The sequence below is a fragment of the Yersinia sp. Marseille-Q3913 genome (assembly GCF_963892745.1).
In the GTDB taxonomy this organism is placed as follows: Bacteria; Pseudomonadota; Gammaproteobacteria; order Enterobacterales; family Enterobacteriaceae; genus Yersinia; species Yersinia bercovieri.
Map to the genome: position 1 here is coordinate 60,211 of NZ_CAWQAF010000011.1, position 14,577 is coordinate 74,787.

Below are 14,577 nucleotides of genomic sequence, written 5' to 3' on the forward strand. Positions count from 1 at the left end.
GACAATTCTTACATAAATGTAAACAAAGACTGCTTCGATAGTCGATCTTCTAGTATTTATCATAGGTTTTTTTATCATTAGATTCCTAAAATGCGACTTAAATCACACTTTAAATCATATGATTAATGAATAAATAACAATAAACGTAACATAAGTTTTGTTGGCAAAAATGAAGGATTGGCAAGGCAGTGTTGTAGGAAAGAGCTTATCGAAGGTGGAAGTTTGGAAAAATTAACCTGTGATATCAATATGAAACAGGAGAGTCATCAATAAAACTGACTCTCCTGAATTATTTTAGCAAATAATGTACTAAGCCTTGTTAAAGTGGTGTCATCTCATAGGATAGCTGCTCAGCAATATATGGCTGTACTGTGCTGCTGTCCCCCCCACCGGTTGGGTCTCCCCAAGTGACAACACGGTTATCCTTGGTTAAGGCCAGAAATGCTGTCGAGGTTGAATATAACGCCCGTACATTGGTTAATAATGATTGAACCATCGATGCATCTCCCCCATACGCAGTGTTTCCCCATGCCACAACCTCCCCTGTTGCCCGCAGTACCGCAGCCGCAGAGCCAGTGGTGCTTATTTGGACGACATCCTCCAGCATAGCGACTTCTGTCGCGATGCCATTTACAATTGATATATCATTCCCCCAACTCACGACAGTGCCATTATTTCGTAACCCAATATACGTATTGGCGGTGCTAGCAACGTCAACAATATCTGTGAACCCCGCGATATCCGCAGGAATAACACCACCATACCCCCCCCATGCAACCAGTGTCCCATCACTGCATTTGGCGACATAGGAATTATTGGTAGAAGCCATCAGCTCCACGATATCAGTTCTGGCCGCGATTATCGTGGGTACCGCCAATCCCCAACCAACAACCGTTTTATTTGCTCTCAGCGCGACATAGCCGCCTTGCGCCGACTGAATATCAATAATATCAGTTAGCTGCTTAATATCACTGGGTAAGGCCAATCCTCCCCATGACACAATTGATCCATCGGTACACAATGCGACAAATCCCATTTCTCCGCCAAAAACTTTTTTGATATTCGTCTGAAGAGCAATATCAGCTGGCACTACCCCCCCTTTGGAAACTGCTCCGCCCCACGCAACAACCTTACCACTAGAGCGTAAAGCAGCAAAGGCGTAGCCTGCAGCCGCAATTTGCTCAATGTCATTCATTGCCGCAATCTCAGGGGGTACAATCCCATATGTATCTTCCCCCCATGAGACAACCCGCTTATTAGACCGTAGCGCCACAAAAGCAGTTTGGCTGGCAGCAATGTAAACGACGTCATCAAGCGTCAAGAGCGTTGCGGGTACATCGCCACCCAAGATGGAACTTCCCCAAGCAGCAATATGACCATTGTTGCGCCGTACAGCAAAAGCCGGGTCGACCGTAACCCCATTGCCCGCCACATTGCAGGCGGAGAGTGTCACGCTATCATTCTCCGTTCTTACCCGTAACACACGTTCTGGTGAAACATCGCGAAAACGAGCCCCCTGCTTCCAGTTTGAATCCCCGGCGTATTGCCATTCAGCACCATCAAGAGGTTTATTTGTATCAGAGGACAACGCGGTAATATATTTGGAGTTGATATTACCAAAACCATAGGAGTTACCAGGTGAGAACCTGGCGCCCATCACCTTAAGTTTTCCTGAAACAGGGACACTAACAACGTTATAGCTGTTTTTCGGTGAGAAGAACTGCATCCCGCCATTAGCGCGCTTAATGCTATAATCCACACTAATCAGTTCACCCTTACTGGCGGCAACATATTCATAAGGTATGGTGAATGTCAGCGACAATCCAGACTCAAGATTAGTGACTTGATGTATATCCTTTCTCGAGTTAGTGGGACCTGAGCCTGCCCAGCTAAGCACAACTTCATCTGATTCTTTTAATTTGGCCCCAGCGGGTATCGTGACGGTTGCACCAGTGGCCGGAACCTGCACCAGAGTAATAGTATTTCCCACTGCTTGATCAACTGTGGGTGCAGGTAAATCTTCGGTTACCTGGAATATCAATCGGTTAGAGTAAAATATATCCCCGGCGAGATCATCGACTTCATAGTACACCTCAACCCAACCACCGATACTCTGTTGCACGATATCTTTCGGAATTGTGAAAAAATTATCGTCGACCCCATTTTTCACAATTATGTCATCCGGATCATAATTTACTTTCCCTCTCCAATAGCATTGTATTCCATCTTTGCGCGCCTTGTTTGGATAACTCCCAACACGAACATGCACCGCCCCGTTAGCATCAGCATCCATGGGGTTCAGTATCCCTGGATTAACCATTTCGGTAATAGTGGGGGCTGGCAAATTGTTATTTAATGGCAATAACACCAATTCTAAAGGATAAGAGCTAGAAAAATCTTCACTCGTCTCACTTTTAACCCGATAACTAATAGTCAAACCGCCACCGGCCATACCCACTATTTTATCTCTGGCAATAGAGAAGACCAGCGGTGTACCAACCTCAAGTTCGGTAACGATATGAGACTTATCGTATAGGACAATCGGCTCACCGGCAGAAGTTACACCCGAGATAATTAATGTCACTATATCATCTTTCACCAAATTTCCATCTTGATTAAGTCTAACCAAAAAGTTATCCGTTTCCGGTATGGTGTTAAGATCAAGGATTCCAGATTTGGCTTGTGGGGCGACAGGGGCAGGGAGTGTATAAGGGTTACCATTAATGATCAGATTAGTTTTTTGGGATTTTTTACCATTCACCTCATAATAGACGGTGACCATTTCCCCCCCCATCCCACGAATTTGTGAGTAGGGGATAATAAAAGTATGACCATATTTAAGATCAGAAGCCAAAATAGTAGCCGTCTGTTCCGTAGGTAATATCCCCCCATTCTTCCATTTCAGTGTTATTATATCATCCAATTTAATATTAAGATAAACAGGGATCTGAACATAAACATCCTTACCCTTCAAGTCATCAATATTAATCATACCATTGACTGCCTGTTGAACTCCCGGCGCCAGATAGATACTATCTTCGACATCAATATCAACCATGGAACTAATCGACCATAAAGACCAATTATTTACGGTATCTCTTATTTCGTACCTTATGATTGCATCACTATAGTCCCCCGCCAATTTGATAGTATCCGCAGTAACGTTAATGATCACAGGCTTATTGATATCAGACTCTGCTACCGTATATTTAGAATCTTTATTCCCAGCCCAACTTAATGTTACAACATCGCCTTTAGTCATATTTTTATAAGCAGGGATAGAAGCGGAAATAGCGTTAATATTACCCGTTGTTATTTCATTTGGAATGCCCCCCGGCGCAGGTAACAAATCGTTCACATAAGGCGTTGCAGGGTCAGGGTCAATCCCGCCGGGTACAGTTGTTTTTATCAAGAAATTGGCATCAAATGATCTTGTTATATTACTTCCTGGTGGTTCGGCAAAAGTATAAAATACAGTTGTATCTCCATCGACTATATCAAGCTGCCCAATATTAACAAATATATCTTTGTGAGCCACTTGAAGATCTTCACTAGTTATTGTCTTTATGGGGAAATTAATATTGATAGCATTAGCTTCATCCCCCGTTTTACACCAAAACAAATCTACTCTGGTATCTACTTTAGTCCCAGGCTTAAAAGGAATTCGAACCGTGAGACTTTTGTTTGGATCAAAAATCGTTGCTCGATTTAGACCAGCATAACCTATCGCATCTACCATGATAGGTGCAGGTAGTGTGGAATCAATATCCTCTAAAAAGGTTTTCAGTTTCTGTTTCATTTTAATCTCCGACATTCTGATTTATTATTGCATTGCAATACTCACCTTAGTCGGTAAAAAAATAGCCATCAAATAATATTAAGTTATCAACTGATAATAGAATAAAAAACATGAATGACATTATCTATATAACCCCAAAATATCGTATTAATAGTGCTATTTTATTTTTTATACTCGCTATCACTCACAAGAAAAATAAATCATACAAATTAATCTCACTCTCGTTAAAAAACCAATAAAATATAGTTATCGGTTGATAACTTTATTTTATTAGACAGCTATTAATTAATGAATCTAATATAATTAAAATACCTACACAGAAGGCATGATGAGACATCCTGGATGCGACAGGTTCTTGATTGAGCCCGGAGTTATCTTATTCTATGCCTTTATCAGCATCAGTGATGGTGTTTACTGGTACGATCAGTGCCTTATCGTCATCTTATTAAATAATGATAAGAACAGTAAAATTGATAAATATCAATAAAGTGGTTGTTTATAAAATGAAATGAGAAAAAAAATAACGGTATAATCTCATTATACCTACCAGCAGTAACTCTTGGAATAAAGTAAATGCTTATATCAAAATATAATCCAGAGTCATTTAATAGAATTGATGTGTCAGAGGAAACTCTACAACAAATAAGTAATTACATAACATTAAACACTGGATTTTCATTCTTTTCTTTTGTGATAAGAGAAATATACCCGATAACGGAATCACGTATTTATACATTTGATAATTATAATGACTCATGGAGAACGCTATATGAAAAAAATAAATTATGGAAAATAGATCCTGTGATTTTTTACAAACCAATGCCACAGGTAGAATATGCGGTCTGGGATAGTCTTTTTTTCAAAGGACATGAAGAGATCTGGGCCTATGGTGTAGAGTATGGTTACCAGAGTGGTATTACATTTGGTATGCCACTTCCACAGGGTTACCATAGCATTCTATCACTTTCAAATATGAGTCATTCAATCACGCCAAAAGAAATATCACTCGCACAATCCTATTTTTCAAAAATCTGTGTGAAAATAATAAACTCAATAATCCTGAACGCTGAAAGCCCGATAACATTCAACAAAAGTAATATCACCTTAACCAAACGGGAATTAATGATACTGATGTTTAGTGTTGATGGGATGACTTCTCATGAAATAGCAGCTAAAATATTCATATCAAAAAGCACCGTCGATTTTCATATGTTAAATATTATAAAAAAACTCAACTGTAAAAATAAATTCCAGGCTATTTCAAAAGCACTGATTATGGGATTGATATAACCACCCCCTCACACTTATCACTCCTCACTTGACACTTATATTCCCCCGTTAATATTTTAAAACCCCGACATATGGCATGATATAATATTATCATGCCGTACTTCTAAATATTATGATATACAAGAGGTATTAATGAAATTACCTGTTAAACATACTATTTGGCTATTACTGTTATTTGTCAATCAACTCATTGCCTCAGAACCGCCACCTTTAACGGCTGGAATTCAAACTCGAATTGATGTCGCTATCAGTCAGCTTTATCGTGCCGAAGAGCGACAAATCGCTATTCAGTGGGATAATGCAAAAAAAGTATCTGAATTTATCTGTAGACCCGCAGCCCTCGCTGAAATACAAAGCAAAGATTTTCTAAAAGCCGATCGGGTATTTCTTGGGGATAATAACCAAGATAGCTTGAGTCTAACAGGACAATATCATCTTACCGGCATTGGTGAGGTGCGGGCCGATAATACTTGGTATGATTTTACTTTCCAATGCGATATCGATCCCGTAAAAGGGATTGTAACCTACTTCAACATCATCCTTTTGCCCTAAACGACGTCAATATACATAGCATGTCAGGGTCAACAATATTTCTGTCATGCTATGCCATAATAATTTTCCCGCACTATTGCTGTAACCAACGATCCACGCCCTTATGGCGGGAGCAAGCTCCACTATGCTGTTGGCTATAACTGTAAGTACCGTCCTGACAACGCGCAGTGGCACCTGATGGAATATTGCCTGACGCTGGCGATGTAGCCACCCGAGGAACAGATGGTGCCGATGCCGTTGGCTTCACTATTGCCGGCGGTGGGGTAGCGGGAGTCGCTGGCTTCACTGTTGCCGGCGGTGGGGTAGCGGGAGTCGCTGGCTTCACTGTTGCCGGCGGTGGGGTAGCGGGAGTCGTTGGCTTCACAGTTACCGGCGGTGGAATAGCGGGAGCCGTCTCTGCCTGGAATACAGAAGAGTGAGATTTACGTGTCGATGCAGGCACTTTCACTGTTTCTGGCAATCCAGAGACTTCCGCTGCGCTCACATTAGTTCGCGGTTTGCGTGGCGATTTTACTGTGGGCTTAATACCATTAGGATCTTGAACTAAATTGGCTGCCGGTGCCGGATCAGCTGCTGTAGTGGCTTTGGTCTGAGCGGCATTAACCGGGCCGATAATCAATACTGTCGTCAATAAAACCAAGATAGATAACATTCTGTTTATACACATAAATATCTCCTGACAAGGTTTTCAATTACGTGGTTTTCAATTACGTGGTTTTCAATTACGTGCGTTTGAAAAAACGTAATATCACATTCAAAATCCCTGATTTAGCAATAGATCCATTGCCAGGCATTTGGGCCATTAACGCAGGTAAAGATCGACTCAGCATGGCGGTGGTAGCCTGTGGATCAATGCCTAATTGCGTCGCCAATCGACCTATCTCTTCCTGACCAAATACCTGCTGTATATGTCCATCGGATATTATCGGCTGTCCATTCTGCCCGCTGACATCCTTAACAATATCTCCGAGTCCATTCTGGTTGAATTTTTCGGTAATCCCTTTCACTCCGCCATGTAATTCAACCCAGCTGATAATATTTTGTATACTCAAATTCCCCGTTTGCGGGTCAGCGGAAAGCAGCTCACTCAATAAATTACTGTCACCCATACCATCCTCCTGCCTATAGGTACCGCCAGCAGATATATTCTTACTGTGCGGCTTGGTGCATTCAAAAATCACGCTATAAACGGAAGATAAACGATGTCAACAAGTTGAATGCCGGCATTCCGAGAGGAGGAATTTCGCCACCCTGCCCGGCAGCATTCTCAGTGCTAACCTACAAGATGAGATGGTGACTGACAGAATATTGATTAGCCAAGACACCGCTTGGCCTCAACCACAAATAAATAAGGCAGGTATCAGCTCAATCTCCGCTGATAAAATCAAATACCAGCACCCCCTGCTTTTTCGCCAAAAATGGGCCTACCTGATTTTTGAAGTTTTGGTGTGCTGCATCATAAAATGTGGGCGAAGTAACCACGGGAGTACCCACGTAATAATTACGATCCCCTTGAGAGCGGAAGGTCACGATAAATCCTTGTTCAAAGCCCCCTGCAACCCCCTCACCACTCGCTTGCTTACCTGTGGTTATCGAGACGATATAAGGTTTACCTTCTCGCAGTGCCAAATGTTGCAACGCCAGAAAATCTTCCATCAGTTGACGTCGTTTATCTGGGCTGACAAATTCAGCGTAACGGAATAATACAATGTGCTTAACCTCACCCGGCTTATAATCTCCCCGAGTAAATACCGCATTGCCCACCGCCTGTCGTTCACGGATCAGTATGGCCTGTTTTGTTACCGGCGCAGCATTTTGTACTTCAACTGGCTGAAAATCCATATCACATCCTATATAGAGATTTATAAAATCTTTTATGCAGTGTTCAATAACAGTTCGTTTATTTTCACCGACATCAGTTAATAGAAAATAGTGCAGTTTGAATCAAACGATGCACACCGGTCTCCGTTTTGCTTTGGGTATACTCATAACTTTCCCCTTTACGTTTATATTCCATTTTTGTGTAGGATATATTTACATCATTTATTGAGATATTTCTTGTCGTGTTGGAGATACCCAGTGTCGTGGTGGTAAAACTCTGCGCTACCATTGACTTACTTGACCCTTTCAGATCCTGAGATGACCCAACAATTGAACTGGAACTGCCGGTAATACTCTCTGTGTGGCCAGCAATCGTCAAACTTGACGCGGGAGCTTTCATATTAAGTTTAACACCGCTGTTAATGGTAATAGCCAGTGGCGAACTGATAGTAATCCCCCCCAGAACCTTTTCCTCCCAACTGCCGGTGATACTACGCGTTACATTCCCTTTGATATCCTCAGTTAAATTCCCTGTGATATCTATATTTACATTCCCTTTGATTTCCTGATTCTTATTGCCATCGGTGCGGTGTTGCATATTGCCCTGAATATGGATGTCCTGATCTTTTTCAGCTGAAATCTTCATGTCACGTTCAGAGTGTAAAGCGACTGACTCCCCCCCCAGTGCATCATCAATCAGCAAATAGCTGGACTTATCTGCGGAACCGCCTTTACTGCGAGTCATTATTCCCATGCGGGTTGCATCCTGGGGCAAATTAAGCGGCGGCTGATTATCTTCATTATAAACTCGGCCAATAATCATTGGGCGGTCAGGATCCCCATTAATAAAATCAACAATGACCTCTTCCCCTACTCGTGGTACTTGCACCGCACCATATTTCCATCCGGCCCATTGACTGGATACGCGGATCCAGCAAGAGCTGCTGTCATCCCCCTTTCCATAGCGGTCCCAACGAAAATGCACTTTTACTCGCCCATAGCGATCAGCCCAAATAGTCTCATTAGCAGGCCCGGTCACCACTGCTGTTTGCGGCCCAAAGGTACGTGGCCATAAGGTTTCACACGTGGGATGCCAAAGGGTTGATGCGGGTACGACACTGAAAATGGTGCCGGATTGAGCAGAGATGAAATCTGCCGAGACATCCCCACTTTGCTGATAATCACACTCTATACTCACCACCAGATAGGTTTTACTCCCAGGATTCCCACCATGATCCACTGAAATACGTTGTCCTGGGACCATCGCGCCAGCACAAGCACGTGCTTGCCCTGTAATCAGATATTGGCTCGCAGCAAATGCTTGTTGGCGCACTCGAGTATAAGTTTCACCATGTTTGCTGTCGGTATAATGCCCTGCCCAATCAAAAATACTCACGGCTTCAGGGGCTTGAGAACCTGGGTTCTTTCTGGTCTGTAGCAGGCTGGCACGTGGTTTACGAAAATCATAATCATCGGTGCTATATAACGCAGGGCCAATGATATCTTCCTCCCGCCAATCATAGATCCCCGCAACCTCATTACCCTTGTTATCTGAAGGAGTTAGCGCAACTTTACTCACACCAGTAGCCTCATGTGCCTGTGGATGATCTGCAAGTACCATCACATGCTGATCGGACTCATGGCGGAAAAAGTAATAAATACCTTCATGCTCCATCAAACGGCTAATAAAGGAGAAATCACTCTCCTGATACTGCACACAGTATTCCCATTCACGGTAAGATTCTAATAATTTACTTTCTAATAATATATTGTGACGATTGAGAAACTCCTGCACAATTTCTGGTACAGACTTTCCTTGCCAAATAGAGCAGTCACGACCGCAACTTAAGTACCATAATGCTGGTTGCAGGGTAAGGTCGTAAATATAATAATCACCGCGAGTCGTTGCGTGAATTTGTCGTGATACTGAGGTGATAATGCCACTAATATACCTTGCTTGTTGCCCCTCATCTTCAATATAAACGGACAGAGCCTCCCCTAAAAGATCACGTTGGTCAACTTCAGCGGAAGAATTCAATAATGTCAGATTATATTTATAGAGTGTCGAAAGCGACTCACTACCGGTTAAACGACTGAACATCCATTCATCAGATAATTTTTTTGAGCTTAACTTTATCGTTCTTCGCATTAGTTTCCACCACTCAGTTATCCATTTAATTTAATAAAATAATTTTCACATAATGTTAACGGCAGCGCGAGATAGTCAAGAAAAAATTAAAAATATAAAAAACCCATTGACTTAAGTGCCATATGTAAATATCAAATTAATTTAAATTTACGCGCAAAATAAAAGCCAACTCATTGTTATATATTTATTTTTTATTTCCATATATAAAATATAATTCAAAGGAATTGTAACAAAAATATCAAAATGTAAAAATCAGTAATAAATAAGAAGTAATAATCATAATGGCGAAATATATATTTATCCCTTGACATCGATAACCTCGCATTATAACAATCCTATTCTGTGATTGTTTTTATAATCATTATTACCAATGCAGGCATAACTCTACCACTAGCATTATACCTATATTAATCGAGGCAAAAACATTGCAATCTCGTGCGGTAGCTATGGTAGAAAGGAAGTTATAAATATCATTTATAAGCACAACAAATCCATGGGTTAATACATTGAACAATATATGGATGAATAGATTTAACAACGTATCATTGGATTATTTTGGTGAAGCCATTTGACATCAGGATCAGTCACGCCTGTCAAAAATCGGTCACGTATATATCCTGGAAGTGTTCATTTCATTCATTTACAGCATATTAAAAATACTGCTAACAAATGAATTTTAGTCAAAATCACAGGATGTATTTGATGAAAATTGTAAAACCGTTACATCTGAGCATACTTCAGCGACCTTTCACCTTGCAGGGGCAGCATCATCTAGGTGTTTCCGTTTTGGTTCTGGCAGATATGGAGGAAACGCCACATTTATCTTCCGAAGCAGAATTGTGGAAACTCGTTAGTGAGGAATTAACCACGAGTGGAGGTCTTCTCGACCTTGCAATGCCTAAAAATTGTGCTGAGTTTCTCGCGACGGGTAACGCATATACCCATCATCAGAGTGATAAAACAACTTGTGCGGTAAAGATCCAGCTCGACATCCTTGAAAAAACCTTAATTGTTACCGGTGATCGCCACTGGGTTCAAGAAAGTTCCACTGAGCCATTACCCTTCACAAAAATGGGACTTGGTTGGAGTAATGCGTTTGGCGGACCACAATTTGTTGAAAACCCATGCGGCGTAGGTGCCGCACCAGAACAACCCAACCCTAATGTGCGCCAGAAACTGCCAAATATTGAATCGCCACAGGCTAGATTAACCTCTCCGCACCAAAATATTTTACCCGTCAGTTTTGACGCAATCGATATTACTTGTCCACGCCGTTTTACTCGCATTGGTAAAAACTATGATGCCGACTGGTTGGAAAATGAATTTCCCGGTTTTGCTAAGGATATTGACTGGCGATTATTTAATATGGCGGAGAGTGACCAACAATTTTCCCAATATAATGAGTTACCACCCCAAGCAAACTACTGCATCTGGAATATGCACCCCACTCAGCCACTCCAGCAGGGCAAACTCCCTCCCTGGCGAGCCCGCTGTTTTGTTAATAGCCTACGAGATGGTGAAGAGAAATTTGAAGAGATCACCATGCGCCACACAACGGTCTGGTTCTTTCCGCACCGTGAACAGATGGCATTAATTTATCAGGGGTATATTCGCGTCAGCGAAGATGATGCAACCGACATTCTGGAATTAATGCCAGCACTGGAAATCATCAATCAGCCACGCTCCTCAATTCACTACTACCAAGTATTACAACAGCGATTGGACAAAGAAAAAGGTGCCCTATTCTCATTTCGTGAAAAAGATTTACTCCCTGAAACAGCGATTGCTTCTGGTCTGAACGCCCATTCATCTCATATGCAAAGCCCGATGCAAGAAAATATATCAACTTTTGAACGTCTTCAGCACGAACATTACCGCCTTAAGTTAGCGCAGGAAGGAAAAGATATTGAGCAACTATTTCCCGCCAGTAAGGAGACGGCTCCCCCTTCGTTGGAACAACTGCCAGATTATGCTGCAAAATTAAAGCAGCAGGCTGATGTATTGGAACTACAGACTAATGACCTGGGCCAGGCCGGCCTATTTCCTCCAGAAAAATCGTCCAATCCCCATATGCAGTTTTCTGGTGCAGATAATTATCATCAGCAGCTCAATCTGCTCTACAAGGGGGTAGGGAAAAACGATGAGAAAAGTGTGGCTCAGACTGAACAGGCATTGTTTCAAACCTATCTAATGAGTGTTCAGGCCCAAGAGCCAGCCACACGACTAACCGGAAATACGGTCGCAATAGTACGTGACTACGTGAGTGCCGTAATGGCCAGAGATAAAAACCTCAGTGGTATAGATTTAACGGGAGCCGACCTGGCTGACATGGATCTACGTCATGCTAATTTACGAGGTACATTACTTGAAAATGCTAACTTATATGGATGCAATCTTGAATATGCTTCTCTCCAGGAAGCTATGCTGGCACGTGCGGATCTCACTAATGCTAATCTGAGCCACACCCATTTAGAAAATGCATCTTTAGCATTAGCACAATGTGAAAACACTAATTTTACCTCTTCTCATCTAACCGAAACTAATATCCATAAAACATTATTTAAAAATTGCAATTTCACTGACGCCCTTCTGGAAAATTTGTTAGGTGACCAAACTGTTTTTATTCAGTGCTTATTTCAGCGGGCCAATATTATTGATACCACCTTTATTGAACTTGAACTCAATGGTATGAATTTTATTGAGGCGCAGATGAAAAAAGTCAGTTTTATCAAATGTAGTCTGCTGGAGTTCAATTGTAGTCACGCTCAGATAGAGAACGGTTGCTGGGTAGACACAAAGGCCATCGGCAGCAGTTTCCATGCAGCACATCTTGTCACCTGCTCTTTTACCGCTGGCAGCGACTTAGCACAGGCCGATTTTAGTGATGCCACACTGAAACAATGTAATTTACGGCAGACTCCCTTACATCAAGCCAGCTTTGAGCGGGCACGATTAGATAATAGTGATCTATCGGAAGCACAGTTGATCAAAGCAAATCTACAATACCTGGACGGTAGTGGCAGCCTTTTTATCCGCAGCAACTTTTCTGAATCCCAACTCATGAATGCCAATCTGATCAACGCGATAATGCAAAAGTCTATTTTAAGCGGTGCAGATCTACGCGGTGCCAATCTATTCCGTGCGGATATATCACAATCGCGTTTTGACGATATGACTAACTGGGATGGCGCTTATACCGAAAGCATCAAAATGCAGCCGCGCATCAAAGGAGAAAGTTGATGAAGCTCAGTGCAATTCAGTTGCAGCAACAAATAAAATGTGGCGAATATGTCAGTGGACACAATATTGTTGGACTACAACTCACCGGTATGGATCTTTCCGGCGGGATCTTTTCCGAACTGACAGCAACCGGGGTTGATTTCAGTCACTGTAATTTAAATGAGGCAGTATTTGATAACTGCCAACTTACTGATTGCGTATTCAACCACGCAAATATTATTAAAACACTGTTCAATAGTTGTGAATTAAGTCATGCCACATTTTTGGAAAGCCAATGTGAAGAAACAATTTTTCACCACTGCACGTTAAATAATGCCGATTTTAGTGCGCTAATAATCAATAAAGTGAGTTTCACTGATAGCACACTTTGCGGCAGCAACTTCACTGCAGGAAAATTAGAACGAACGACCTTTAACCAAACTGCAATGAACGATGTACTTTTAAGTGATTGTCAGTTGAATCTTGTCACTTTTTTCCGCCTGGATTTACGCAACACACAGACCCTTGGTACCCATTTTGATCAGGTCACTTTCTTCGAATGTGACCATCGTGGGAAAAGTTACGCAGGTCAACAATTGCAGGCTTGTCAATTTACCCATAATCAGTTGGACGATACTGATTTCAGCAATGCGGTGTTGCGCCAAAGCAACTTTAAGGGAGCCTCTTTGCAACGCGCCAAGTTACAGACAGTACAGGCTCAACAAACACTGTTTATAGAGGCCAACCTGACCGGGGTACAGTGCCAATATGGGGAGTTTGATCAAGCAATATTCAACGGGGCTACGCTAAATAATGCCAGCTTTCACCAAGCTCGCCTTTCCCAAAGTCTGTTCCATTATTGTCAGGCTGAACGCTGTGATTTCAGTAAAAGCTATCTGGCTTACGCCGATTTTTCGTACGCCAATATTAATGAAGCAAATATGAGCTATGCCCATTTCATACGCACACGCTTACACGGAGCCAGGCAACAGCAAACGCACTGGAGTGATCGTAGTGGCGTATTAGAAAGGGATGAAGCATTACATACCGCCGAAACCTGGAGTTCAGAACGCAAATTTTGATCCCCCACACCCAAGAGGCAACGCCATGAATACAGTCACTAAAACCAATTTAATCAGTAGCTTACTACCACAACAAGCAGCAGGTTTGATTGCAGATAAGCTACCTGATGGCAGTTTGCTAGTGCAATATTCGAGTCAGGGTAGAGTTTGCCGTCAGGCAACCAGTTGCCTGGTGATGCCTAATATTGGTGACACGGTTCTGGTCGCCGACGCTGGTCAACAATTATGGGTTATCGCGGTGTTGGAGCGAGCAGATCCAGGCACAGTGACACGCCTGAATGTGGTGGGTGATCTACAAATAGAAACACCAAGTGGTTCGCTGATATTACACAGCACCAAACAAGTCAAAATCAGTAGCGATACGCTGGCGATACAGGCACAAAGCGCTGACTGTAATATTGACAAAATGGCTTACAGCGGTAACGAGTTCTCTGGCTTTATTAGTCTGGTTCGTCTGGTCGGTAAACGTTACGAATCCTTATGGCATTCAATCATTCAAACCAGCCATACCTTATTTCGCCGAGTACGCCAGATCGAATACGTACGAGCAGGACAACTTGATCTTCAGGCCGAGGATTATGCACGTCTACATGCCCGTAACCTGATTATTACGTCAAAAAACATCACTAAACTGGATTCAGAACAGATCCATCTTGGATAAGGAA

General features: G+C 42.3%; 10 protein-coding genes. 5 read left to right on the plus strand and 5 right to left on the minus strand.

The features are described 5' to 3' along the window. Nucleotides 1–319: 319 nt before the first annotated feature. Nucleotides 320–3,799 carry an RCC1 domain-containing protein gene (locus tag AACW11_RS05390; protein WP_212583946.1) on the minus strand — a complete coding sequence of 1,160 codons (3,480 nt, stop codon included), beginning with the start codon at nucleotides 3,797–3,799 and terminating at the stop codon, nucleotides 320–322. Between the two features lie 573 nt (nucleotides 3,800–4,372). On the opposite strand from AACW11_RS05390, the gene AACW11_RS05395 reads away from it, so the two are divergent. Both AACW11_RS05395 and AACW11_RS05400 read left to right on the plus strand, forming a co-directional pair. Then, entirely contained in the window at nucleotides 4,373–5,089 is a 717-nt protein-coding gene (locus AACW11_RS05395) for an autoinducer binding domain-containing protein (protein ID WP_212583947.1), read from the plus strand. Nucleotides 5,090–5,221: 132 nt separating this feature from the next. Further along, nucleotides 5,222–5,641 carry a hypothetical protein gene (locus AACW11_RS05400; protein ID WP_212583948.1) on the plus strand — a complete coding sequence of 140 codons (420 nt, stop codon included), beginning with the start codon at nucleotides 5,222–5,224 and terminating at the stop codon, nucleotides 5,639–5,641. 73 nt (nucleotides 5,642–5,714) lie between these two features. On the opposite strand, the gene AACW11_RS05405 is transcribed toward AACW11_RS05400, so the two are convergent. The 4 genes from AACW11_RS05405 to AACW11_RS05420 form a co-directional block, all read right to left on the minus strand. Continuing rightward, on the minus strand, nucleotides 5,715–6,308 hold the full coding sequence (locus AACW11_RS05405; RefSeq protein ID WP_249192679.1) for a DUF3761 domain-containing protein: 594 nt from the start codon (nucleotides 6,306–6,308) through the stop codon (nucleotides 5,715–5,717). 55 nt (nucleotides 6,309–6,363) lie between these two features. Then, on the minus strand, nucleotides 6,364–6,750 hold the full coding sequence (locus tag AACW11_RS05410; protein WP_212583949.1) for a YidB family protein: 387 nt from the start codon (nucleotides 6,748–6,750) through the stop codon (nucleotides 6,364–6,366). Nucleotides 6,751–7,006: 256 nt separating this feature from the next. Next, nucleotides 7,007–7,483 carry a Dabb family protein gene (locus AACW11_RS05415; RefSeq protein WP_005272180.1) on the minus strand — a complete coding sequence of 159 codons (477 nt, stop codon included), beginning with the start codon at nucleotides 7,481–7,483 and terminating at the stop codon, nucleotides 7,007–7,009. A gap of 73 nt (nucleotides 7,484–7,556) precedes the next feature. Beyond that, the gene (locus tag AACW11_RS05420; protein WP_283047623.1) at nucleotides 7,557–9,611 is read right to left on the minus strand and encodes a type VI secretion system Vgr family protein; all 2,055 of its coding nucleotides are present in this window, start codon (nucleotides 9,609–9,611) and stop codon (nucleotides 7,557–7,559) included. 702 nt (nucleotides 9,612–10,313) lie between these two features. Here AACW11_RS05420 and AACW11_RS05425 point away from each other — a divergent pair. The 3 genes from AACW11_RS05425 to AACW11_RS05435 are packed head-to-tail and all read left to right on the plus strand — an operon-like array spanning nucleotide 10,314 to nucleotide 14,573. Beyond that, entirely contained in the window at nucleotides 10,314–12,851 is a 2,538-nt protein-coding gene (locus AACW11_RS05425; protein ID WP_212583951.1) for a DUF2169 family type VI secretion system accessory protein, read from the plus strand. After that, a complete protein-coding gene (locus AACW11_RS05430) occupies nucleotides 12,851–13,912 on the plus strand; it encodes a pentapeptide repeat-containing protein (protein WP_212583952.1) in 1,062 nt (353 codons plus the stop codon). The genes AACW11_RS05425 and AACW11_RS05430 overlap by 1 nt, the downstream gene beginning before the upstream one ends. 25 nt (nucleotides 13,913–13,937) lie before the next feature. Then, a complete protein-coding gene (locus AACW11_RS05435; RefSeq protein WP_212583953.1) occupies nucleotides 13,938–14,573 on the plus strand; it encodes a DUF3540 domain-containing protein in 636 nt (211 codons plus the stop codon). The last annotated feature ends 4 nt before the right edge of the window (nucleotides 14,574–14,577 follow it).